22 protein-coding genes are annotated in these 22,057 nt (G+C 63.0%); 11 read left to right on the top strand and 11 right to left on the bottom strand.

The window, feature by feature from the left end:
* Positions 1 to 189 precede the first annotated feature (189 nt).
* A complete protein-coding gene (locus tag ACYG97_RS05890; protein WP_023700559.1) occupies positions 190 to 1,233 on the top strand; it encodes an aldo/keto reductase in 1,044 nt (347 codons plus the stop codon).
* A 20-nt stretch (positions 1,234 to 1,253) separates the two neighbouring features.
* Here ACYG97_RS05890 and ACYG97_RS05885 read toward each other — a convergent pair whose 3' ends face one another.
* Positions 1,254 to 2,225: a glycosyl transferase family 90 gene (locus ACYG97_RS05885; protein ID WP_023700560.1), complete on the bottom strand. Its 972-nt coding sequence runs from the start codon at positions 2,223 to 2,225 to the stop codon at positions 1,254 to 1,256.
* A gap of 178 nt (positions 2,226 to 2,403) precedes the next feature.
* On the opposite strand from ACYG97_RS05885, the gene ACYG97_RS05880 reads away from it, so the two are divergent.
* Positions 2,404 to 2,562: a hypothetical protein gene (locus ACYG97_RS05880; protein ID WP_023673009.1), complete on the top strand. Its 159-nt coding sequence runs from the start codon at positions 2,404 to 2,406 to the stop codon at positions 2,560 to 2,562.
* Positions 2,563 to 2,634: 72 nt separating this feature from the next.
* On the opposite strand, the gene ACYG97_RS05875 is transcribed toward ACYG97_RS05880, so the two are convergent.
* Positions 2,635 to 2,868, bottom strand: a complete 234-nt coding sequence (locus tag ACYG97_RS05875) for a DUF982 domain-containing protein (RefSeq protein ID WP_245259900.1) — start codon at positions 2,866 to 2,868, stop codon at positions 2,635 to 2,637.
* A gap of 109 nt (positions 2,869 to 2,977) precedes the next feature.
* Positions 2,978 to 3,643 carry a GntR family transcriptional regulator gene (locus tag ACYG97_RS05870; protein WP_023689520.1) on the bottom strand — a complete coding sequence of 222 codons (666 nt, stop codon included), beginning with the start codon at positions 3,641 to 3,643 and terminating at the stop codon, positions 2,978 to 2,980.
* Between the two features lie 149 nt (positions 3,644 to 3,792).
* Here ACYG97_RS05870 and ACYG97_RS05865 point away from each other — a divergent pair, with 149 nt between their 5' ends.
* Positions 3,793 to 5,058 carry a multidrug efflux MFS transporter gene (locus ACYG97_RS05865; protein ID WP_023734152.1) on the top strand — a complete coding sequence of 422 codons (1,266 nt, stop codon included), beginning with the start codon at positions 3,793 to 3,795 and terminating at the stop codon, positions 5,056 to 5,058.
* Between the two features lie 43 nt (positions 5,059 to 5,101).
* Positions 5,102 to 5,476, top strand: coding sequence for a DUF423 domain-containing protein (locus tag ACYG97_RS05860; protein ID WP_023673013.1), 375 nt, complete (start codon positions 5,102 to 5,104; stop codon positions 5,474 to 5,476).
* A 39-nt stretch (positions 5,477 to 5,515) separates the two neighbouring features.
* Here the strand turns inward: ACYG97_RS05860 and ACYG97_RS05855 are convergent, their stop codons facing one another.
* Entirely contained in the window at positions 5,516 to 5,659 is a 144-nt protein-coding gene (locus tag ACYG97_RS05855; protein ID WP_023673014.1) for a hypothetical protein, read from the bottom strand.
* Positions 5,660 to 5,722: 63 nt separating this feature from the next.
* Positions 5,723 to 5,866, bottom strand: coding sequence for a hypothetical protein (locus ACYG97_RS05850; protein WP_023673015.1), 144 nt, complete (start codon positions 5,864 to 5,866; stop codon positions 5,723 to 5,725).
* A gap of 146 nt (positions 5,867 to 6,012) precedes the next feature.
* Between ACYG97_RS05850 and ACYG97_RS05845 the strand changes: the two genes are divergently transcribed.
* The gene (locus ACYG97_RS05845) at positions 6,013 to 7,095 is read left to right on the top strand and encodes a LacI family DNA-binding transcriptional regulator (protein ID WP_023734153.1); all 1,083 of its coding nucleotides are present in this window, start codon (positions 6,013 to 6,015) and stop codon (positions 7,093 to 7,095) included.
* 15 nt (positions 7,096 to 7,110) lie between these two features.
* Here ACYG97_RS05845 and ACYG97_RS05840 read toward each other — a convergent pair whose 3' ends face one another.
* Positions 7,111 to 8,325: an OpgC family protein gene (locus ACYG97_RS05840; protein WP_023734154.1), complete on the bottom strand. Its 1,215-nt coding sequence runs from the start codon at positions 8,323 to 8,325 to the stop codon at positions 7,111 to 7,113.
* Between the two features lie 217 nt (positions 8,326 to 8,542).
* On the opposite strand from ACYG97_RS05840, the gene ACYG97_RS05835 reads away from it, so the two are divergent.
* Complete coding sequence (locus ACYG97_RS05835) at positions 8,543 to 9,214, top strand: alpha/beta hydrolase (protein ID WP_245259901.1); 672 nt, start codon at positions 8,543 to 8,545, stop codon at positions 9,212 to 9,214.
* A 57-nt stretch (positions 9,215 to 9,271) separates the two neighbouring features.
* Here ACYG97_RS05835 and sthA read toward each other — a convergent pair whose 3' ends face one another.
* Complete coding sequence (gene sthA, locus ACYG97_RS05830) at positions 9,272 to 10,660, bottom strand: Si-specific NAD(P)(+) transhydrogenase (RefSeq protein ID WP_023734155.1); 1,389 nt, start codon at positions 10,658 to 10,660, stop codon at positions 9,272 to 9,274.
* 190 nt (positions 10,661 to 10,850) lie between these two features.
* On the opposite strand from sthA, the gene ACYG97_RS05825 reads away from it, so the two are divergent.
* The 3 genes from ACYG97_RS05825 to ACYG97_RS05815 all read left to right on the top strand — a co-directional run bounded on the left by ACYG97_RS05825 (position 10,851) and on the right by ACYG97_RS05815 (position 13,243).
* A complete protein-coding gene (locus ACYG97_RS05825; RefSeq protein WP_023673020.1) occupies positions 10,851 to 11,321 on the top strand; it encodes an RDD family protein in 471 nt (156 codons plus the stop codon).
* Between the two features lie 139 nt (positions 11,322 to 11,460).
* On the top strand, positions 11,461 to 12,225 hold the full coding sequence (locus ACYG97_RS05820; RefSeq protein WP_023673021.1) for an arginyltransferase: 765 nt from the start codon (positions 11,461 to 11,463) through the stop codon (positions 12,223 to 12,225).
* A gap of 121 nt (positions 12,226 to 12,346) precedes the next feature.
* Positions 12,347 to 13,243 (top strand): DMT family transporter, encoded by an 897-nt coding sequence (locus tag ACYG97_RS05815; RefSeq protein WP_023689526.1) that lies wholly within the window; start codon positions 12,347 to 12,349, stop codon positions 13,241 to 13,243.
* Here ACYG97_RS05815 and ACYG97_RS05810 read toward each other — a convergent pair.
* Positions 13,231 to 14,445 (bottom strand): AI-2E family transporter, encoded by a 1,215-nt coding sequence (locus tag ACYG97_RS05810; RefSeq protein ID WP_023715388.1) that lies wholly within the window; start codon positions 14,443 to 14,445, stop codon positions 13,231 to 13,233. The two genes, ACYG97_RS05815 and ACYG97_RS05810, sit on opposite strands and share 13 nt — an antisense overlap.
* 271 nt (positions 14,446 to 14,716) lie before the next feature.
* Complete coding sequence (gene parC / locus ACYG97_RS05805; RefSeq protein WP_023715387.1) at positions 14,717 to 16,969, bottom strand: DNA topoisomerase IV subunit A; 2,253 nt, start codon at positions 16,967 to 16,969, stop codon at positions 14,717 to 14,719.
* 403 nt (positions 16,970 to 17,372) lie between these two features.
* On the opposite strand from parC, the gene ACYG97_RS05800 reads away from it, so the two are divergent.
* Positions 17,373 to 18,563, top strand: a complete 1,191-nt coding sequence (locus tag ACYG97_RS05800) for a hypothetical protein (RefSeq protein ID WP_023734156.1) — start codon at positions 17,373 to 17,375, stop codon at positions 18,561 to 18,563.
* Between the two features lie 230 nt (positions 18,564 to 18,793).
* Here the strand turns inward: ACYG97_RS05800 and aspS are convergent, their stop codons facing one another.
* Positions 18,794 to 20,581 carry an aspartate--tRNA ligase gene (gene aspS / locus ACYG97_RS05795; RefSeq protein WP_023682421.1) on the bottom strand — a complete coding sequence of 596 codons (1,788 nt, stop codon included), beginning with the start codon at positions 20,579 to 20,581 and terminating at the stop codon, positions 18,794 to 18,796.
* 223 nt (positions 20,582 to 20,804) lie between these two features.
* Between aspS and ACYG97_RS05790 the strand changes: the two genes are divergently transcribed.
* Complete coding sequence (locus ACYG97_RS05790) at positions 20,805 to 21,224, top strand: hypothetical protein (protein ID WP_023734157.1); 420 nt, start codon at positions 20,805 to 20,807, stop codon at positions 21,222 to 21,224.
* Here ACYG97_RS05790 and ACYG97_RS05785 read toward each other — a convergent pair.
* On the bottom strand, positions 21,221 to 21,979 hold the full coding sequence (locus tag ACYG97_RS05785) for a DeoR/GlpR family DNA-binding transcription regulator (protein ID WP_023734158.1): 759 nt from the start codon (positions 21,977 to 21,979) through the stop codon (positions 21,221 to 21,223). The genes ACYG97_RS05790 and ACYG97_RS05785 overlap by 4 nt on opposite strands.
* Positions 21,980 to 22,057 lie beyond the last annotated feature (78 nt).

Here is a 22,057-nt window from a genome sequence, read left to right as displayed (position 1 = left end):
CCGCCAATGACGGTTTTATTGCAAGCCGCCGGCCAGCCGGTCATCACTGCAAACCAGCGAGCATTGCCGATCCATCGCCCTGGGATGGCGACAAGCCGCTCAAATTGTCCTACAATTGGCGGACCCCTTCGGGCTTCCCCGCCCTTTCCTGCTAAAACCGCCTCCCCACCAAAACTACGAGGATCTGACATGGAATACCGCACGCTTGGCCGTTCCGGCTTGAAAGTTTCGGCGCTGACCTTGGGAACCATGACCTTCGGCGGCAGCGGGCCGTTCGCCGCCGTCGGCAATTCCGATCTCGCGGAGGCCTCGCGCATCATCGACACTTGCATCGATGCCGGCATCAATCTCATCGACACCGCCAATGTCTATTCCAACGGTCTGTCGGAAGAGATCATCGGCGAGGCGCTCGGCGGCAAGCGCAAGAACGACGTGCTGATCGCCTCCAAGGCGCGCATGCGGATCGGCAAGGGCCCCAATGACGAAGGCCTGTCGCGCCATCATCTGATCCGCGAATGCGAGAAGAGCCTGAAGCGCCTCAGGACCGATGTCATCGACATCTATTTCCTGCACGAATGGGACGGCGCGACGCCGCTCGAGGAAACCATCTCCGCGCTCGACACGCTGGTTGCCCAGGGCAAAATCCGCTATGTCGGCTGCTCCAACTATTCCGGCTGGCAGGTCATGAAGGCGCTCGGCATCAGCGACAGCCAGCACCAGCCGCGTTTCGTCACCCAGCAGATCCACTACACGCTGGAAGCACGCGAGGCCGAGTATGAGCTCTTGCCGATTTCGGTCGACCAGGGCCTTGGCGTGCTGGTGTGGAGCCCGCTCGCCGGCGGCCTGCTGTCGGGCAAATACCGCCGCGACAGTCCGACGGCGCGCCAGATCGGCGGCTGGTCGGAACCGCCGATCCGCGACGAGGGCCGGCTGTGGCGGATCGTCGACGTGCTGGTCGACATCGGCGCCACTCGCGGCGTCTCGGCGGCCCAGGTGGCGCTGGCCTGGCTGCTTGGCCGGCCGGCCGTCAGTTCGCTGGTGATTGGCGCACGCAACGAGGCCCAGTTGAAAGACAATCTCGCCGCGGCAAGCCTGACGCTGTCCTTTGATGAACGCCAGCGTCTCGATGCCGTCAGCCGGCCGCCGGTGCTCTATCCCTACTGGCACCAGCAGTTTACGGCGAAGGACCGCTTCGGCCCGGCCGATCTGGTTATGGACCGCAGCGTCATCTGACTTAAGGGCGCCGGAAGCCGCTAGCCCGCGATAAACCGCCAGACCTGCGGATCGGGCTCGATCTGGCCGCTGAGCACGAAATATTTGTAGAGCACGAGCAGGCAGATCGCCTGCTCGGCCCGCTCGTCGGCGAATTTGCGGCAATAGGCGTTGGCCGCCGCAACGATGCGCTGGGCCTCGGCCGGATGCTGCTCGAGATGATGCACCCGCTCGGCCAGATCGCTGAAGTCGGGCGCCAGCGGCACATAATGGACATCGGGCTCGAGCTGCCCCTCGGCGAACCAGGTCTCGTAAGTCGGCGGCGGCATCAGGCAGAGCGAGTTCGAGCTCATGATCCATTTCAGATTGGTCGCGACATCATTGCCTTCGAGCGAGATGATGTAGCGGTAGCGGCGCTGCTGATCGATGCTGAGATAGGGCTTGCGGTATTCCGCAGGTGCTGTCGCCCTCGGCGTGCCGACATCGCAGAACGGCAGATTGCGGGCTGCATCCAGCAACAAGGTGCGGATCGGATTGTTGAGTTCGCCGCGCCAAACGACGAGCGGATGCTTGTCGGCGAAGGCGACATCGTCGGCCGGCATGTAGAAATGACGGAACTTGTTCAGCTTGAACAGGACGCCGTTGCCGTTGTCGCCGGCTATCGGCCGGTCCTTGACGATCGACGGCATCTTCGGCACTTCGATGACGTCGCCGAATTCCAGGTCGATGCGCAGATCTGGGTCGAAATAACGGGTGAACTCCTTCAGATCGTAATAGTACATGCTGCGGTCCGACGGCAGCCGGCTGACCGGCACGGCCTCGGGGCTGGGGCTAAAAGGCTCCCGCAGCGTGTTGTAGTAATTGAGCCGCTGGCGGACCGATGCGTCGGAAAGCCTGGCCTGATCGAGCAGCCGGCCGAGCCGGCGCCGGAAAAGAACCGGCGGCGCGATGTCGCGCATGGCGTTGCGCGCATAGTAGATCAGCTTCTGTGCGTTTCTTTGAAGCGTGGCCATCGGTCGTTTTGATTCGAAATCGGTCGGCGGCGGCTCCAGCAACTGTCCCGCAGCCTTTTCTAAACCATTGTGTTCGCCATCACGCAAGTCCAGAACCGCTGGCATCTGCCCTCGCGGCGCTGTTGTGTTTGCCGGCCAATGCTTCTAGGCAGGATCAGGCACAGCGAAAGGAAACGATATGGCTCGACCACCGAATTACGGTCAGGAACGCAAAGAGCGCGACCGGCAGAAGGCCGCCAAGAAGGCGGAGAAGCTCGCCGCCAAGGTCGCGGCCAAGGAGCGCGCCGAGCCTGAGAACGAGGCAAGTTCGAAAACCGACACCGAAACAGAAAAATAGGCAAGACAGGATCACCGGCCCACGAAACGGGCCGGATCCTGGCAAAATGCCGGTCTGATCAGGCCGATGTGATCAGGCCGGGGCCTTGTCGCTGACGAAGACGTTGACCTCGCGCGCGGCGGCGATGAAGGCGCGTCTTGCGATCATCGCCGGCTTGTCGCCGGCCAGCGCGTCATGGCAGGCCTGCAGCGCTTCGCGGTGCTTGGGGCTGCGCTTGCCGGGCCAGCTGTTGAGCAGGTAATCGGAAGCCTCGCGCACCGTACGCAAGAGCTGAGTGCTTCCCTCCGTGCCCGACTTAACGGTCACGGGTGTTTCAAATCGGTTGTTTTCCATGGGCGCCTCTTACGCCATCGGCGTCCGCGAAGCGAGGCCGAAAGCGGATCGCGACGGCGTTCTTTCGTTTTCGTGACCAGTATCAAGCGGCGACGACGGCAAAACCCCTGGCGCGCAGGCCGCGCCGGTCATTGTGCAACGACGTCACCAGGCGAGCGCGGCTGCCGGCGATATGGGCGGAAAGTCGCGCCGCCGCCGCATCGGCATCGCCGGCCCGCACCGCCGCCAGAATGGCGTGATGCTCGCTCCAGGCGCGGCCAAGGGCCGCCTCGTCGCGCACCTCCAGCCAGCGCGCCCGCGACAGCCGCGTCATGGCATCGCGCACGGCCCGAAACAGGAACTCGTTGCCGGAGAGCCGCGCCAGTTCGATATGGAAATCCATGCCGACGCGGTGCCATTCCTCGCGCGGCGTGGCAGTGTCGCAGGAGTCCAGCATCGCCTCGATGACATCGGCTGCGCTCCTGTCGGCCAGCGCCGAAGTCAGCCTGACCGCCGCGACCTCGACCGCTTCGCGGTACACCGCGATCTGTTCCAGTTCGGCAAGGTTGATCGGCGACACGGTCCAGCCGCGCCCGTCACGGCAGATCAGCCCTTCCGTCTCCAGCCGCAGCAGGGCTGCCCTGACCGGCGTGCGCGAGGCGCCGAAGCGGCTCTCGATCCAGCGCTCCGTCAGCCGCTCGCCAGGACCGACCTCGAGGCCAAGGATCATCTCGCGAAGCGCTTTTTCGACGATCTGCATCTGCGACATAGTTGCTTCCATTGCTGGCGATCGGCCTTGCCCGTTGGTCTTGCCGATCACATTGAGAGCGCCTGATTGACAGCAGCCGGGCTTTGCGTCCATGAGGTACCAAGTTGGTATCCCAAAATGGTATCCGCAGCAAGCGGACAGGACAGGACATGCCGCAGGACAGTGCAGCGCAGGCCGCCGAAGCGCCTTCCACCTACAACATTCATTGGCGGCGCAACCTGCTCGTGTGCTTTGCCGGATCGTTCAGCACGCTTGTGGCGATGACGCTGTTGCTGCCGTTCCTGCCGCTCTATGTCGAACAGCTGGGCGCCCTGGGCCACGCGGCGATCGTGCAATGGTCCGGCATCGCCTTCGGCGCCACCTTCCTTGCCGCGGCCCTTGTCGCACCGCTGTGGGGGCGGCTCGGCGACCGCTACGGCCGCAAGGTGATGCTGGTGCGCGCCAGTTTCGGCATGGCGATCTGCATGTCGCTGACCGGCATGGTGCAGACCGTCTGGCAATTGGTGCTTTTGCGCCTGTTGATCGGCTTTGCCGGCGGTTATTCCTCAGGCTCGACGATCCTTGTCGCCATGCAGACGCCGAAGGAGCGCTCCGGCTGGGCGCTTGGCGTGCTGTCGGCCGGCATCACCGCAGGCTCCCTGGTCGGCCCGTTGCTTGGCGGCGCGCTGCCGCCATTGATCGGTATTCGCGCCACCTTCCTCATCGCGGGCGGCGTCATTTTCCTGGCGGCGCTGGCGACGACGTTCCTGATAAAGGAGATGCCTCGCCCGCCAGTACAGGCAAAACGCGAGGAGAAACCAAAGGGAAGTTGGGCGCAGATCCCCGACAAACGCCCTGTCGTGGCCATGCTGGCGACCGGCATGCTGTTCACCTTCGCCAACATGTCGATCGAGCCGATCATCACCGTTTACGTCCAGCAACTGGTCGCGGAGGCAAGCCGGGTGACCCTGGTCTCAGGTGTCGTCATGTCGGCGGCGGCGCTGGGCGCCATCCTGTCGGCGTCACGGCTGGGCAAACTCGCCGACCGCATCGGCCACTGGAACGTCATCGTCGCATCGCTGGCCGTCTCGGCGCTGCTGTTGATACCGCAGGCCTTCGTCACCGAGAGCTGGCAGTTGGTCGGGCTGCGGTTCCTTATGGGTCTGGTGCTGGGCGGGCTGTTGCCCTGCATCACCAGCGTCATCCGCCACAATGTTCCCGATGGGGTCGGCGGCAATGTGCTGGGCCTGGCAATCTCGGCGCAATATGTCGGCCAGGTTGCGGGGCCGCTGCTGGGCGGCTTCGTCGGCGGCCATTTCGGCATGCGCGCGGTGTTTCTCGGCACGTCGTTGCTGATGGCGGGCGGTGCCGCGTATAATTGGCTGGCCCAGGCGCGCCGCACGCGCGACATGCTGGCGATATCGGAAAAATCCTGACAGACAGGTCGCGCCGCCTATCGTCAATCACGGAGCCCGAGACATGAGCATCGCCGAGTCAGCACCAGCAAACAGCGCGCGCATCCTCGTTTTCGCCGGCGGCATTGCCGGCGCGGCGGGCGTGGCGCTGTCGGCGGCATCAGCGCATCTCGGCGGCGCCTTCGTCGGCACGGCCGCATCCTTCCTGCTCATGCATGCGCCGGTGTTTTTGGCCGTCGGCCTCGCCGGCGCAAACCGGATCTTGCGGATCGGCAGCCTGGTGCTGCTCGTCGGGCTTGTTCTGTTCTGCGGCGATCTGCTGGCACGGGATTTCGTGGGATCGCGGCTGTTCCCGATGTCGGCGCCGATCGGCGGCACCTTGCTCATCGCGGGCTGGCTGGTGATCGCGGCCTCGGCGCTCGTGCGGCAACGGTCCTGACGAGCCAAGAACCCTGTCCCATCAGATATCACACGAGGCTTAATCCTGCCGGTTTTGCGGCAGCAGGTCGCGGTTGCGCTTGGCAGACTTGGTCGGCCGCCGCCTTTCCGGCTGCTCCGTGGCAGGCGAGATACCCCAGTAATTGCGATAAATGTCTTCGAACAGATGCTTCACGGGATGCATGTTCGTCTCCTCTTCAAGAACTTGAATCGATCCAATCAGCTGGCACGAAAATGCCGGGGCCGATCAGCTGCGCTTGCGTTTCACAAGGTATTGCAGGTCACGCCTCCACGGCCCGACCTTGTCGCGGCGCCTGCGGGTGGCGGCGTCGGAGACTATGCCCCAATCATTGCCGTAGATGTCTTCGAACAGATAATTCACGGGATGCACGGCACCCTCCTCTTGAATCGATCCAAGTTATACTTGGTGAATCCCTTGGATCGATTCAAATATAGACCCTCTCCGCCGTCCGATCAAGGGAAAATTTGAACCGATCCAACGAAAGTGCTAAACAGGCTCCGGTTCAGGAGACGAAAATGACGGCATTGACCTCCGGCAAGACGAGACCAGTGCGGCTTGCCGACATCGCCAAGGCGGCCGGGGTCTCGCACGGTACCGCGTCCAACGTGTTCGCTCGCCCGGAGATCGTGCGCGAAGAGGTCCGCGAGCGGGTCAAGGCGGCGGCGGAAGCGATGGGCTATGCCGGCCCGGATCCCAAGGGCCGGCTGCTGCGCGCCGGCAAGGCCAACGCCATCGGCGTGGCAACGGCAGAACCATTGTCCTATTTCTTCGACGATCCCTTTGCCCGCGTCATGATGGCCAGCATTTCGCAGGCCTGCGACGCCACCGGCGCCGGAATTTCGCTGGTCTCGGCCGCCAACAGCGAGCAGCTCGCCTGGAACATCCAGAGCGCCCTAGTCGACGGCTTCATCGTGTTCTGCATCGAGGGTGGGTCGCGGCTGGTCGAACTGGCGCGCGAACGCAAACTGCCTTTCGTGGCGCTTGATCTCGATTCGGAAAATGAGGCGGTCGCTGCGATCGGCGTCGACAACGTCGCCGGCGCAGGTCTGGCGGCGCGCCATCTGGCCGAGTTCGGCCATCGCAGCTTTGCCGTACTCGCCCTGGAATCTGCCGACGCTGGCTTTGGTCCCGTCACGCAGGAGCAAGTCGAGACGACATCCCTCTACTCGGGCACACGCGACCGTCTGCGTGGCTATTTCGGCGAGCTCTCCCGCTTCGGCATCGACGTCTCGCAAGTGCCAATCTACGAAACCCTCAATGACGAGGCGAGCGTGCGGGCCGGCCTCGATCATATTTTCGCGCTGCCGCAGACGCCGACGGCAATCCTGGCCATGTCGGACAAGATCGCGCTGCATGCGCTCGACTGGCTGCGCGAGCGTAACATTGCCGTGCCGGGCGATGTGTCAATCGTCGGCTTCGACGGCGTGCCGGAAGGCGCCGACTCCGAGCCGCCACTAACCACTGTCGCCCAGCCGATCGCCGAGATGGGCCGGCTGGCCGTCAAGGCGATCCTCGAAAATGACGGCTCGCAGCACCGGCAATTGCTGCCGGTTGATCTTGTGGTGCGGGGGTCGTCCGGCCCCTCGCCTGCTAGCTAGGCGGCTGATGTGGGATCATCGGCTTAGCCTTGGCATCGCGGGCATGCCGAAGGTCTGGTGAACGGCTGGCGCTTCTTTGCGAACCGGCTTTTTGCCCAAGCCGATGCCGGACAGCCACTCAAGATAGAAGGCGAGCGCGAATTGCATGGCGATGCCGGCCGAAATCAGCAAGACGTCATAGGCAAAGCCGCCCGGATTGATCAGCTTCATCACCTGCGCCGCCATGGCGATCAGCGTGCCGGCGAGGAACACCGGCAAGGAGCGCTTGCCGAGCAGTGCTAGCGGATGATCCGGGCTAAGACGGAACAGGTTCGAGAAAGCCGGCAGGGCGACGATCAGATAGCTCACCGCCAATATGTGCAGGAGCCGCGGCAGCGACAGGAACGTCTTGTCGAAGCCGCCGATCACCACGGGCAGGTTAAACCACGTTATCTCGCCCCAGAGCGGGCTGTGCACCCAGACCGCCGCTGCCGCGACATAGGTCGCCGCGGCGCCCACCAGCCAACGATTGACGGGAATTGTGCCGCCGCGCCTGACATGCAGCATGCCGGCAAGGCCGATGTTGAACAGGAATTGCCAGGACAGCGGGTTGAGGAACCAGAAGCCGGGCTCGGGATAGTTCGGCGGCGCGATCTGCCAGAGGCCGGCGGCAAGCCACAGCGCGCCGGAAAAGACCAGCGCCGGCAGCGGCCGGTAGCTGACGAAGAGCAGGAAAAGCGGCGCCATCAACAGCAGCGCCGCATAGACCGGCAGGATGTTGTTGTAGCCAAGCTGGTGGCCGAGCGTGACAATGCCGATCATGACCTCCGGCGTGTTCTTCATCAGCGGCTCGATGTTGATCAGCTTGAGCAGTTCCGGCCGCCGGCCGTACACCGCCGCGGCGCAGAACAACGCCATCACAACCATGGTGGTGACGATGTGGGCACTGTAAAGCACGCCGGCCCGGCGCCACATCTTCAACATCGCCAGCAGCCGGCCGCCCGGCTGGAACTTGTTGCCATATGCGAGTGCGACCGACATGCCGGAAATCAGCACGAAGGCTTCCGCCGCGTCCGAGAATCCGAAATTCTTGTAGGTCAGCGTTTCGAAGACGGTGCCCGGCACGTGGTCGATATAGATGGTCAGGAGTGCGAGCGCACGGAACACGTCAATGCGCGTGTCGCGATCGGGGATACGCGGAGCGCGATCGGCGATACGCGGGGCGCGATCGGGCGGGACTGGCAGGGTCATCGACAAAAGGCCTCAAAGGAGAGCAAGGATGCTCGCGTTGTTCATGCCGGGATGCGACCATCGGCGCACACCGCTTCGATTCCTCCCGCAGGGAGCATATCGGCGCAGAAACGGTCTGAAATGAGCCTGTTGCAATCACATTTGGCGGAGCGTGAAAATATTCCGTTTTGAAGCTGGCAAAGGACCAATGTCTCCGTGAAAACAACGAGATATGAGCGTGCATCGATATAGCGACGAGAACGCCTTTCTGCATCAGGATCTGGCCTTTCCCTACCGCCTCCTCAAGCCGGAGAATGCCGGCGGCGAGAGCCTGTTTTTACTGCACGGATCGGGTGTCGACGAAACGACGATGGTCCCGATTGCGAGGCAGATCGCCCCTAACGCCACGCTGGTCGCGGTGCGTGGCCGCATCCGCCAAGAAGACGGCTTCCGCTGGTTCGAGCGGATCACGCCGACCAGTTTCGAACAGGCGAGCATCCGTGCCGAAACATCGTACTTTGCCGCCTTCGCAAGCGAGGCCGCAAAGCGCCACGGGCTCGACCTCGCCCGGGCGACTTTCCTCGGCTATTCCAACGGCGCCAATCTGGTTTCCAGCCTGATGCTGCTCAACTCCGGCCTCGTCCGAAAAGCGGCGTTGCTGAGAGCAATGCCCGTGCTTGACGATGCGCCGGCAACCGATCTGACAGGAAGGCGCGTCCTGATTGTCGCTGGTGCCGCGGACGAGACCTACGGGCCGTTTGCGCCGCCACTGGTGAGGCTGCTCAACAAACATGGCGCCGAGGTCGATGCGCGCATCGTGCCTTCAGGTCACGAAATCGGCGACCCGGATGCCGCCATCGTCCGGCAATGGCTGGCGGGACCAGCATTGGTCGCACGCCAGGCAGGCTAAGAGACCTTGGTAGACCGCATCGGCGCCCGGCGGAACGGCTGAGCAGATGCTCGTCGCCTAGCCCTGTCCCATCCGGTTCCAGGCATCGAGCCCGGCGATCTTGTAGGCTTCGGCCAGCGTCGGATAGTTGAAGGTGTTGTTGACGAAGAAATCAACCGTGCCGCCGAGGTTGATCACCGCCTGGCCGATATGGATCAGTTCGGTGGCGCCTTCACCGACGATGTGGGCGCCGAGCAGGCGGCGCGTTTCGACCGAGAACAGCAGTTTCAGAAAGCCGGAGTTGACGCCCATTATGTGGCCGCGCGAGGTTTCGCGGAACCGCGCCAGACCGACTTCATAAGCAGCGCCGCTCTCGCGCACCTGCTCCTCCGACTGACCAACGGTGGAGATTTCCGGCACGGCGTAGATGCCATAGGGGAAGGTTTCCGGCGGCGGTGGCAGTTGCACGCCGAAGGCGTGGCAGGCGGCCACCCTGCCCTGCTCCATCGATGTCGAGGCAAGGCTGGGGAAACCGATGACGTCGCCGGTGGCATAGATGTTGGGCGCACTGGTCTGGAAGGTCTGCGGATCGACCTTGATGCGGCCCCGGGAATCGGCCTCGATGCCGACCACGTCGAGGCCGAGGCTGCCGAGATTGCCGCTGCGGCCGGCGGCGTAAAGCACGATCTCGGAGCGGATGGTGCGGCCATCGGCGAGCGTCACTTCGGCATAGTCGGGTTTTGAGACGATTTCCTTGACCGTACTGCCGAGGCGAATGGTCATGCCGCGGTCGCGCATCTGGTGGATGAAGTCGTCGACGATCTCGCGGTCGACGAAATCGAGGATGGTGTTGCGCGGCTCCACCAGCGTCACCGGTACGTCGAGCGCCGAAAAGATCGTCGCATATTCAACGCCGATGACGCCGGCGCCGATCACCGTCAGCGTGCGCGGCAGATGGTCGAGTTCCAGCATCTCATCGCTGTCGAAGACGCGGATCTTGTCGAAAGGCAAGTCGCGCGGCCGGTGCGGCCTGGTGCCGACCGCGATCAGCGCATTGGTGAAACCAACCTCCGAGTAGTCGCCATTGTCTGCCGTCAGGCTGACCTTGTTTGGGCCGACGAATTTCGCCATGGCGCGGACGCTTTTGACGGCGTTGCGCATAAACTGGTGCTGCAGCACCTCGACCTCGTGGTCGAGCGTCTTGTGCAGCCGCTCGACCAGGTCGGCGATGGAGATGTCCTGCTTGACCCGGTAGCCGCGGCCGTAAAAGCCCCGCTCGCGCCAGCCGGACAGGTTCAGCACCGTCTCGCGCAGCGTCTTCGACGGGATGGTGCCGGTGTGCACCGAGACGCCGCCGAGGCGCCGGCCCCTGTCGACCACCAGCACCGATTTGCCGAGCTTTGCCGATTGCACCGCGGCGCGGCGCCCGGAAGGGCCGCTGCCGATGACCAGCATGTCGTAATCCATGTAACCCCGTCCCCTCGGCGTCTTGTTGCGCCGCAGCAAGCTAACGCCATCCGTCCACCAAATTCAATCGGCTCAACCGCGCCACACTGCCGACCCGGACCGATGGACGAACCGATCTTGATTCCGCCCGCGGTCTTCACCATTTCAGTGGCGGCGCACCCTAGCGTGGCGCCTGTTACGAGGACATGACATGAACGCGCGCGTACTTGACGGCGAAATCATCACCAGCAGGCTCGACGACGTCAGGGCCTATGACGGTGTGCGCACGCGGCGCATCCTGGCCTTCATAATCGACTATTGCATCGTGGCGCTGCTCACCATTCCGTTCGCGATCCTGGTGGCCGTGCTTGGCCTTTTGACATTCGGTCTTGGCTGGGCGCTGTATTCCATCCTCGTGCCGGCGGTCGCCATTCTCTACATCTGGAACACGCTGGGCGGTCGCAACCAGGCCACATCAGGCATGAAGATGATGGGCATTCGGCTCGATCGTCTCGACGGCAGCCGTATCGACGGCCTCACCGCCGTTGTCCATTCGGTGCTGTTCTGGGCGAGCACGGTCATCCTGACGCCGCTCGTCCTCCTGGTGACGCTGTTTTCCGATCGCAAGCGCACACTGCACGACCTGCTGCTTGGCACGGTCGTCAGCCGCAGCGACCGTTGAACCGGCGTCCAACCGACGCCAACAGGCATTTGTGCGCAAATGTGAAGGGGTCCGTTCAACCCCGCCTTCACAATCCTGTTGAATTTTTCGCCAGCCAAGCCAAAGGTAGAGCGATTCGCAGGAGTGTTCCCAAGGTTCGATGACGCACCATCCGACCCAGTCGCCGCAGTTCTTCCTGACCGCGCCATCGCCGTGCCCGTATCTCGAGGGCCAGTTCGAACGCAAGGTGTTCACGCATCTGGTCGGCGACAAGGCGCCGGAGATGAACGATCTGTTGACGCAAGGCGGTTTCCGGCGCTCGCAGAACATCGCTTACCGTCCCGCCTGCGAGACCTGCCGCGCCTGCGTCTCGGTGCGCATCCTGGCGCAGGAGTTCACCGCCAGCCGCAACATGAAGCGGGTGATCCAGCGCAATTCCGATCTGATCGGCGCCATGCACGACGCGCAGCCGTCGACCGAGCAGTATTCGCTGTTTCGCGGCTATCTCGACGCTCGCCATCGCCGCGGCGGCATGTCCGACATGACGGTGCTCGACTACGCCATGATGGTCGAGGATACCCATGTCGACACCAAGGTGATCGAATACCGGCGCCGCGGCCCCGACACATTCATCACCGGCAAGGGCCAGGGCGAGCTGATCGCCGTGGCGCTGACCGACAAGATGGCCGATGGCCTGTCGATGGTCTATTCCTACTTCAATCCCGAGTTCGAGGACCGTTCGCTCGGCACCTTCATGATCCTCGACCATATCGCCCGCGCCCGGGCCATGGGCTTGCCCCATGTCTATCTCGGCTACTGGGTCAACGGCTCGCGCAAGATGAACTATAAAATGCGCTTCATGCCGCAGGAGCATCTCGGCCCAAAGGGCTGGGAACGCTACGACCACGAAGCGGTCACGAGCTGATTTTTCTTCTTACCAAATCCTGATCTAAACATTTTCAGCCGAGACGATGCTGGTCTTTCCGCCCGTTGGCGGGGCGATTGCGCCGACCGGCATCTGCTCAAATCATTGCGAAAGCCGTTGCATGTCCTCTCACAATGCCCACACCAAAGGACTTCTGCTCACCGCGCTTGGCGGGCTGGCGCTGACCATCGACATTCCCCTGATCCGGCTCGCCCATGGCGAAGCCTGGACGATCCTTTTGCTGCGCACCGGCTGCACCTTCGTGGCAGGGCTGATCGTATGGGCCATCTGGCGCTCGTTCAGCAAGAATGCTCCGCAGCTGATACCCGGCTGGTCGGGGCTCGTCGTCGCCACCCTCTACGGGCTCGGCGCAATCGCCTTCATCACTGCCGTCTACAACACCTCGACCGCCAATCTGGTTTTCATCCTGGCCTTCTCCACCATGTTCTCGGCGCTGCTGTCGTGGCTGTTCCTGAAGGAGCGACCACAGCCGCTGACGCTTGCGGCAATGGCGCTGATGATCGTCGGCATCGCGATCATCGTCGGCGATTCCGTCGGCACGGGAAATCTGTTCGGCGATGTGATGGCGCTGTGTTCGGCCTTGGCGATTGCCTGCGCCATCACCGTTTCACGCGCCAGCGGCAGGGATATGGGATTCACCGCGCTGACCGGCGTCCTGCTGCCGTTCGGGCTGGCGGCGCTCATGGTCTCCAGGACCGGTTTCCAGGTGGAAGCGCCATGGTGGATCGTTTTCAACGGCGCCGTCATCATGCCGTTCGCCTTCTTCTGCCTAGCCAACGGGCCGAAATACATTTCAGGCCCGGAAGTGGCGATGTTCTATCTCCTGGAAACGGTTTTGGCGCCGGTCTGGATATGGATGATCTTTGCCGAGACGCCGTCGCGCAACAGCTTGATCGGCGGCGTGATCCTGATCGTCACGCTGGTTGCCCATTCCCTGTGGCAGTTGCATGAAGGGCGCAAGCGCCGGGCAGCGCTCGCCGTCGCTTACCCAGCCTGACTTTTCTTCGCCGGGCCGGCGACAATCTCGATCTGCGGCGGCCCGCCTTCGAGCTCGGCCGCCGCGTCGGGAACGGTGTCTTCGGCCAGTTCCACCTCGCGCAGCCATTCGCGCCAGATCGCGACGAGCAGCGCCATCAGCACCGGGCCGATGAACAGGCCGAGAAAGCCCATTGTCTTTACGCCGCCGATCAGGCCGAAAAAGGTCGGCAGGAAGGGCAGCTTGATCGGCCCGCCGACCAGCTTCGGGCGCAAGGTCTTGTCGACGATGAACAGTTCCACTGCGCCCCAGATGAACAGCGCCAGACCCGCCATCGGCGAGCCGCTGGCGGCGAGGTAGATCGACACAAGCGTAAACGACAGCGGCGCGCCACCGGGGATCAGCGCCATCACGCCGGTCAATGCGCCCAGCGTCACCGGCGACGGCACGCCGGCCAGCCAGTAGGCGATGCCCAGCACCAGCCCCTCGCCGATGGCGATCACGGTCATGCCGGTGACGGTGGACGAGATCGTTGCCGGTACGACGCGCGAAATCCGCTCCCAGCGTGCCGGCAGGATGCGTTCGCCGAGGCGGTCGATCTGACCGGCAAAGTGTGCGCCGTCGCGATAGGCGAAGAACAGCGCGATCATCATGAACAGCAGCGTCAGCAACAGGCCGAAGGCGCTGCCGCCGGCCGCCAGCACGCCGCGATAGATGCTGCCGATATTGGCGCCGCTGACCAGTTGGATCAGTTCGCCGATGCCGCCGGGATGGCCGAAATTGTCCGTCCACTGTTGGTTCAGCCACTCGCCGACGACCGGCAGCGAGGTGATCCAGTGCGGTGTGACCGCACCGTGCCTGTTGGTTTCGATCGCCCAGCCGACCCATTCGCGGACCTCGTTGATGGCGTAGGTGCCGGCAAGCGCTATCGGCACCACCAGGAAGGCGAGGATGAACAGGATGGCGAGCGTCGCGGCGACCGTGCGGTTGCCTCCGACACCGGCAAGCAGCCGGCGGTAGAGCGGCCAGCTGGCAAAAGCAATGACGAGGGCTGCCAGCACGGGAAACAGGAACCCGTGGAAGAAATAGACGCCGGCGGCAACGATCAGCACCAACAGCCAGCGCGCCGCCGACAGCGGCGGAATGACGGCGGCTCTGAGCGGTGTCGACAGGCCGAACAGGCGCTGCTGACGTTCCGGCTTCTGGATCTTCGCTTCCTTCAAACGGTCAATTCTCCCGGCCTACACAGCGTTTATGCACTGTCATAGCGCCGCAATCGTGACGATAGTCCAAATGCCTTGGGATCTCCCCCCTTGTGGGGGAGATGTCCGGCAGGACAGAGGGGGGCGCGAAGGATCGCCAGCCTGGCACCCGACATTGAAGACCCAAGAGTTGCGACCGAGTGGCGAGCCATGACCATTTGATGCGCTGGCGGGACAGCGCCCCCCTCTGGCCTGCCGGCCATCTCCCCCACTTGGGGGGAGATCAGCAGCTTCAACCAAATTTCCCCGTCCGCGGGAATCCCTTCGGCACCATCCGTCCGGCCGACGCTCTCGCGCCGATCCACTCGGCCAGCTCTTCGCGCGACCTGACGAAGGTGCGGTCAGCGGAATCCTGCCAGGACAGGCCGCTCTCCAGCGTGAAAGGTTTCAGGTCGAGCAGACCGCCATCCTTGTATTTCTGCAGGCGAACGCCCTTGCCGCGGCCCATCTCCGGAATTTCGGAGAGCGCAAACACCAGCATCTTGCGGTTCTCGCCGACAATGGCGAGATGATCGCCGGAAACCGGGATGCAGGCCTTGGCCTCGTCGGGCGCCTTGACGTTCATCACCTGCTTGCCCTTTCGGGTGTTGGCGACGACCTCCTCCTCCGGCACGATGAAACCATTGGCATCGTAGGAGACGAGCAGCAGCTTGCGCTTCGGGTCGTGGACGAAGGCGGTGACGATGTCCTGGTCGTTGTCCATGTCGACGATGATGCGGATCGGTTCGCCATGGCCGCGGCCGCCCGGCAGCCGGTCGGCGCCGATGGTGTAGAATTTTCCGCCGGTGGTGAAGACCAGGATCTTGTCGGTGGTCTGGGCATGGAAGGTGAGCTTGAGGCTGTCGCCTTCCTTGAAGGTGAGCGTGGAATGGTCCGCCAAATGGCCTTTCATCGCCCGCAGCCAGCCCTTTTCCGAGACCACCACGGTGACCGGCTCGCGCTCGATCATGGCGTGCGCAATGTCGGTCAGATCATGCTCCGGCGCGTCGGCGAACTGGGTGCGGCGCTTGCCGAGTTCGGTCTCGGGGCCGAACTTGTCGCGAACCTGCGTGACTTCCCATTTGATCGTCGACCATTGCTTGGCGTCGGATGCGAGCAATGCCTCGATCTGCTTCTTCTCGGTGGTGAGACCGTCGAACTCCTTGCGGATCTCGAACTCTTCCAGCTTGCGCAAGGCCCGCAGCCGCATGTTGAGGATGGCTTCGGCCTGGGTGTCGGTGAGCGACCAACGGGCCATCATCACCTGCTTGGGCTCATCCTCCTCGCGGATGATCCTGATGACCTCGTCGATGTTGAGGTAGGCGATCAGGTAGCCGGCAAGGATTTCCAGCCGCTTCTCGATCTCGCCAAGCCGATGCTTCGAGCGGCGGATCAGCACATCGCGCCGATGGTCGAGCCACTCCTTCAGCACGCCCTTCAGCGACAGGACGTTAGGCACCTTGCCGCGCGACAAAACGTTCATGTTGAGGGGAAATCGGCTTTCGAGCTCGGTCAGCTTGAACAGCGATTCCATCAGAATGCCGGGATCGACCGAACGGCTCTTCGGTACGAGCACAATGCGGACGTCCTCGGCGCTTTCATCCCTGACATCCTCAAGCAGCGGCAATTTGCGCGCGATCAAAAGCTCGGCGATCTTCTCGATCAGCCTGGCCTTCTGGATGCCGTAGGGGATTTCGGTGACGACGATGCTCCAGGTGCCCCTGCCCTGATCCTCCTGGCCCCATTTGGCGCGCACGCGAAAACCGCCGCGGCCGGTCTCATAGGCCTCCAGGATGGATGCGCGGCTGTCGACGATGATGCCGCCGGTCGGGAAATCCGGCCCCTGAACGAACTCCATCAGCTTTGTCACCGGCGCGTCCGGCTGCTCGATCAACTGCAGCGCTGCGTTGCAAAGCTCGGCGGCATTGTGCGGCGGGATGGACGTGGCCATGCCGACCGCAATGCCGGAGGAACCGTTGGCGAGCAGATTCGGGAAGGCGCCGGGAAGCACTACGGGCTCCTCGTCCTCCTCATTGTAGGTTGGCCGGAAATCGACGGCGTCCTCGGTGATGCCGGCAAGCAAATCGCTCGCCACCTCGGTCATGCGCGCCTCGGTATAGCGCATGGCGGCGGCGTTATCGCCGTCGATATTGCCGAAATTGCCCTGCCCGTCGACGAGGGGATAGCGCATGGAGAAATCCTGCGCCAGGCGCACCAGCGCGTCGTAGATCGACTGGTCGCCGTGCGGATGGAACTTGCCCATCACGTCGCCGACAATGCGGGCGCATTTGGCAAAGCCCTGGTCGGGGTTGAGCCTGAGCAGTCGCATGGCATGCATGATGCGACGATGCACAGGCTTCAGCCCGTCGCGCACGTCAGGCAGCGCCCGGTGCATGATGGTCGACAGCGCATAGGCGAGATAGCGCTCTTCCAGCGCCTTCTTCAGATCCACCGGTTCGATGTGGTCACCGCCGCCATTTTCAGGCGGCAAAATCCTTTTTCCCATGCGGCTGGACTAGCCGAGCGGGTGATTCGCGGCAAGGCGGGGCTGCGGAAATCCGCACTTTGCAGCCTTTGGCTTACGAGGGCGGCTCAAGGTCCGACGATGGATGTGACGAACTTCATGTTCCAGCTTGCCGTCCCTGTGCAACAGCACCGGTAGCAGCGCTGTTGCCAACCAACATCAATCTGTTACACGCCCTCTCTAAGGCAGGAGACGGTACGCAGGGGAGCCCGACCTTCATGACATATTCACCGCATCGAGCGAAGGCTCCCGCTCCGATTTGCCTTTCGCCGTGATTTTCGACAACTCTGCGGGAAAGCGCCTTTTTCCCGTCCAGTTCGTCACGGAATAGTGATGGCGTAGAATTGAGAAAACACTTTTTCAGGACTCTCTCAGGGAACTCGCGATGACAATCCAACGTTCGACACTCAAGAAACTTGCTTTTTCGACCTTTTTGCTGACGCTGCCGCTGAATGCCGCCTTTGCGCAAGACACGGCGGTTGCCGACCGACTGAAGGCCGCACTTGCCGTCCAGGGCGTCGATATCACCTGGACCGGCGTTACCGGCGACAATTCCAGCATGGTGCTGCAGGGCGTGTCGGTCAAACCGGCGGCCGAAAAGGAGGCGCTGCCGATCGGCGACGTCAAGCTCGAGGGCGTGACCGAAGCCAATGGCGGCTTCGATGTCGCCACCATCACGACTTCGGCCTTCGAGCACAGCAAGGACGGCGTCACGCTCAACCTCACCCCCTTCGTCATCCACGACGCCAACATCCCGGCCGAGGGCGCTACAGGCCCGCTCGGCTCGATGATGATCTACAAGTCGGCCGAACTCGAAAACCTGACGGTCAAGGTTGCCGACAAGACCGCCTTCTCGGTGGATGGGCTTGCTGTCCAGATCACGCCGCCGGCCGACGGCAAGGCGATGGAGTTTTCCGCCACCACGGAAAAGTTCAACGCCGACCTGACCCTGGTCGACGATGCGAAGTCCAAGGAAGCCATCGAGGCCCTCGGCTACCAGAACATAACGGGCAATATCGAGATCGGCGGCACCTGGCAGCCGAGCGACGGCAAGATGGACCTGTCGAAATACGATATCTCGGTCGAGAATGCCGGCACGCTCGGCATGACCTTCGGCCTCGGCGGCTACACGGTCGACTTCGTCAAGTCGCTGCAGGAGATGCAGAAAAAGATGGCGGCGCAGCCCGAAGGCGCCGACAATTCGGCGCAAGGCATGGCCCTGCTCGGCCTTTTGCAGCAGCTTTCCTTCAACAGCGCCTCGATCCGCTTCGACGACGATTCGCTGACCGGCAAGGTGCTTGAATATGTCGGCAAGCAGCAGGGCATGTCGGGCAAGGACATCGCCAACCAGGCCAAGGCGATCGTGCCGTTCGGCATGGCGCAGCTCAACAATCCCGAACTGACCGCCGAAGTGACGGCCGCGGTGAGCAAGTACCTCGACGATCCGAAGAGCCTCGAGATTTCGGCCGAGCCGCCGGCAGCGGTGCCGTTCGCGCTGATCATGGCCGGCGCCATGTCCAACCCGGCCGACCTGACCAAGACGCTGGGCGTCCACGTCAAGGCCAACGAAGACTGATCGAAGTTCGCTCCCTTCTCCCCGTCACTATACGGGGAGAAGGTGCCGGCAGGCAGATGAGGGGCGGCGCCAACGCGTGCAAATTGTAGTTCGATGCTGAACCGATTGTCAGAAGGCGCCAACTGCTAAGGCCGTTCGCCAATCGCCTGCATGCGTGCTGCCCCTCATTGTCCTGCCGGACATTTCTCCCCGTATAGAGACGGGGAGAAAGGGCAGCTGCAACGCTGCCGTCAGTCCTTCTTCACTGCCGCGACACGCAGCGACAGATCACGCAACTGCTGCGGCGAGGCTTCCGAAGGCGCGTTCATCAACAAATCGTAGGCCTGCTGGTTCATCGGGAACATGGTGATCTCTCGCAGGTTCTTGGCGCCGACCAGCAGCATGACGACACGGTCGACGCCGGCCGCCATGCCGCCATGCGGCGGGGCGCCATACTGGAAGGCGCGGTAGAGGCCACCAAAGCGTTCTTCCACCGTGGCGCGGTCGAGGCCAACCGTCTCGAACGCCTTGACCATGGTTTCCGGCAAATGGTTGCGGATACCGCCAGAGGCGATCTCGAAGCCGTTGCAGACCATGTCGTACTGGAAGGCCTTGATGCCGAGCAGGTCGTCGCCGTTGAGCGCGTCGATACCGCCTTGCGGCATCGAGAACGGGTTGTGGGCGAAGTCGATCTTCTTCTCCTCCTCGCTCCATTCGAAGAACGGGAAGTCGACGATCCAGCACAATTCGAAGCGCTCGCGGTCGACAAGGTTCAGTTCTTCGCCGGCACGCGTACGCGCGGCACCGGCGAAGGTAACGAACTTCTTCGGATCGCCGGCGACGAAGAAGGCGGCGTCGCCATCGGCAAGGCCGAGCTGCTGGCGGATCGCCTCGGTGCGCTCCTCGCCGATGTTCTTGGCCAGCGGACCGGCGCCTTCAAGCTTGTCGCCTTCCTTGCGCCAGAAGATGTAACCCAGTCCCGGCTGGCCCTCGCCCTGCGCCCACGAGTTCATGCGGTCGCAGAAGGCGCGGCTGCCGCCGGTCTTGGCCGGAATGCCCCACACTTCGGCCTTCGGATCGTTGGCCAGGATGTTGGCGAAGACCTTGAAGCCGGAATCGCGAAAATGGTCGGAGACGGCCTGCATCTCGATCGGGTTGCGCAGGTCCGGCTTGTCGGAGCCATATTTGCGCATGGCGACATCGTAAGGAATGCGCTGGAATGTCTGCGTCACCGGCTTGCCGTTGGCGAAGGTCTCGAAGACGCCGCGCATCACCGGTTCCATGGTCGACAGCACGTCGTCCTGCTCGACGAAGCTCATTTCGAGGTCGAGCTGGTAGAATTCGCCGGGCAGACGGTCGGCGCGCGGGTCCTCGTCGCGGAAGCAGGGCGCGATCTGGAAATAGCGGTCGAAGCCCGAAACCATGATCAGTTGCTTGTACTGCTGCGGCGCCTGCGGCAGCGCGTAAAAGGTGCCGGGATGGATGCGCGACGGCACCAGGAAGTCGCGCGCGCCTTCCGGCGACGAGGCCGTCAGGATCGGCGTCGAGAATTCGGTGAAGCCGACATCGGTCATACGCTTGCGCATCTCGGCGATGATTTTCGTGCGCGCCACGATGTTCCTGTGCAGCGTCTCGCGGCGCAGGTCGAGAAAACGGTACTTCAGGCGGATGTCTTCGGGATAGTCGGGCTCGCCGAACACCGGCAGCGGCAATTCCTTGGCTGCCGACAGCACCTCGATCTCGCGGGCAAAGATCTCGATCTCGCCGGTCGGCAGGTTGGCGTTGGTGGTGTCCGGCAGGCGCGCCTTGACCTCGCCGTCGACGCGGATCACCCATTCGCCACGCAGCGTCTCGGCCACCTTGAAGGCGGGCGAATCCGGATCGGCGACGATCTGGGTCAGGCCGTAATGGTCGCGCAGATCGATGAACAGCAGGCCGCCATGGTCGCGCACGCGATGCACCCAGCCCGACAGGCGAACCGAAGAGCCGACATCGCTCTTTCTCAACTGGGCACAGGTGTGGCTGCGGTAACGATGCATTGTCATGTCAAAATTCCGGGGTGCTGGGTTGTGGGTCGAGCATCAAAGCCCGGTCCAAAATTTGCGCGAAAAGCGCATGGGAGGCCCGATTTGTCAAGGCAAGCCGGGTTTGGGTCGTCTCTCTATCCGCTAGTCAGTGTTGAAGTCTTTGCCAGGCTTGGCGCATTGCCGCCAGAAGTGTTTCTCGCGACAGTGCAGTCATCGAATGATCTGGAGATACTTCATGCCAGAACCCACAGTCCCGCCGGGTGTCGGGCCACATAATGGCCGCGAATTGGAGCTGATGCTTCAGGGCGACAAATCAATGGCCTTGTTCGCGGCGGAACCGGGTATGGACGCCGACGATATTGGCGATGCAGGTTTTGCACCGTTTGTCGACGAAGGTCGCATCCTGAAGTTCACCCAGATTGTTCCTAAAACCTCAGTGGAAGAGCGCTGCTACTGCCTGCCGACAGAAGAATGGCGCTGCAAACTGAGCTTGTTGATCTCCAGAATGTGCCGCAGCGGAGAGGCCTTTGACATCTTCACATCGAATGATCTGGCGAGGCTTGAAGGAGCCCTTCTCGGCTATTCAAAGGAAGATGTCGAAGTGTTCGTCGCCCATGCTGCGTCCCGGACTGCCCGCGCGCCGAGCTCCGTTTAAGCCAAATGGATTTCGGCGCCCTGGCGTTCGAAGTCGGCGAGGATTGCGGCCGGCGCGGTCTTTTCGACCACGAGGTGGCGGATCGCCTCTGGCCTGGCAACCCGGTAGGGTGCGGCTGTGGCCAGCTTGTCGTTGGTTACAGCGATGACGATGCCTGCGCTGTTCTTGGCCATGGCCCGCTTTACCTCGGCCTCAGCCGAATCGAAGGCCGTGACGCCGCGCGACGCATCGAGACCGCAGGAGCCGAGAACAAACAGGTCCGCGCCAAGTTGCGCGACAGCGGCAAGCGTGTCGGCGCCGACGCAGGCGCCGAGATGGCGGTCGAACCGCCCGCCCAGCACAATCAGTTCGACCAAAGCGTGGTCTGACAGGACGGAGGCAATTTCGAGCGAATTGGTGGCGACGGTCAGATCGATGTCGCGCGGGATGGCCCTGGCGATCGCGGCATTGGTCGAGCCGCTGTCGATGAACAGGGTCTGTCCGCGCGAAAGCAGTGCCACGGTCGCGCGGGCCAGCCGCGTCTTTTCTTCGACCGCATGGCCGGCGCGCAGGCCGACCGGCGTGGCCGCGAAGGGTGCGGCCGCGACCGCGCCGCCATAGACGCGGCGGCACTGCCCGGCCTTGGCCAACTCCCTGAGGTCGCGCCGAACCGTGTCTTCCGAAACGCCGAAGCGGCCTGCCAGCTCGCCGGCCAGCACCCTTCCCTCGACGGCCAGGCGATCGCGAATAATTTGATGCCGCTCATCGGTCAGCATTGCATGATCCTGTTTTTTTCCATGCACGTTCTTGCACGATTTGCATGTTTGTGCAAGATGTAGGCATATCAAACAGTG

This window comes from Mesorhizobium sp. W067 (assembly GCF_054719525.1).
Note: the sequence above shows the minus strand (reverse complement) of the source record. Positions and strands in the feature narration are given on the sequence as shown.

Excerpts from the sequence above, each read along its gene's own strand:
- ACYG97_RS05890 (WP_023700559.1), top strand. The coding sequence starts at position 190 with ATGGAATACCGCACGCTTGGCCGTTCCGGCTTGAAAGTTTCGGCGCTG.
- ACYG97_RS05885 (WP_023700560.1), bottom strand. The coding sequence starts at position 2,225 with ATGGCCACGCTTCAAAGAAACGCACAGAAGCTGATCTACTATGCGCGC.
- ACYG97_RS05880 (WP_023673009.1), top strand. The coding sequence starts at position 2,404 with ATGGCTCGACCACCGAATTACGGTCAGGAACGCAAAGAGCGCGACCGG.
- ACYG97_RS05870 (WP_023689520.1), bottom strand. The coding sequence starts at position 3,643 with ATGTCGCAGATGCAGATCGTCGAAAAAGCGCTTCGCGAGATGATCCTT.
- ACYG97_RS05865 (WP_023734152.1), top strand. The coding sequence starts at position 3,793 with ATGCCGCAGGACAGTGCAGCGCAGGCCGCCGAAGCGCCTTCCACCTAC.
- ACYG97_RS05860 (WP_023673013.1), top strand. The coding sequence starts at position 5,102 with ATGAGCATCGCCGAGTCAGCACCAGCAAACAGCGCGCGCATCCTCGTT.
- ACYG97_RS05855 (WP_023673014.1), bottom strand. The coding sequence starts at position 5,659 with ATGCATCCCGTGAAGCATCTGTTCGAAGACATTTATCGCAATTACTGG.
- ACYG97_RS05845 (WP_023734153.1), top strand. The coding sequence starts at position 6,013 with ATGACGGCATTGACCTCCGGCAAGACGAGACCAGTGCGGCTTGCCGAC.
- ACYG97_RS05840 (WP_023734154.1), bottom strand. The coding sequence starts at position 8,325 with ATGACCCTGCCAGTCCCGCCCGATCGCGCCCCGCGTATCGCCGATCGC.
- sthA (WP_023734155.1), bottom strand. The coding sequence starts at position 10,660 with ATGGATTACGACATGCTGGTCATCGGCAGCGGCCCTTCCGGGCGCCGC.
- ACYG97_RS05825 (WP_023673020.1), top strand. The coding sequence starts at position 10,851 with ATGAACGCGCGCGTACTTGACGGCGAAATCATCACCAGCAGGCTCGAC.
- ACYG97_RS05820 (WP_023673021.1), top strand. The coding sequence starts at position 11,461 with ATGACGCACCATCCGACCCAGTCGCCGCAGTTCTTCCTGACCGCGCCA.
- ACYG97_RS05815 (WP_023689526.1), top strand. The coding sequence starts at position 12,347 with ATGTCCTCTCACAATGCCCACACCAAAGGACTTCTGCTCACCGCGCTT.
- parC (WP_023715387.1), bottom strand. The coding sequence starts at position 16,969 with ATGGGAAAAAGGATTTTGCCGCCTGAAAATGGCGGCGGTGACCACATC.
- ACYG97_RS05800 (WP_023734156.1), top strand. The coding sequence starts at position 17,373 with ATGACAATCCAACGTTCGACACTCAAGAAACTTGCTTTTTCGACCTTT.
- aspS (WP_023682421.1), bottom strand. The coding sequence starts at position 20,581 with ATGCATCGTTACCGCAGCCACACCTGTGCCCAGTTGAGAAAGAGCGAT.
- ACYG97_RS05790 (WP_023734157.1), top strand. The coding sequence starts at position 20,805 with ATGCCAGAACCCACAGTCCCGCCGGGTGTCGGGCCACATAATGGCCGC.
- ACYG97_RS05785 (WP_023734158.1), bottom strand. The coding sequence starts at position 21,979 with ATGCTGACCGATGAGCGGCATCAAATTATTCGCGATCGCCTGGCCGTC.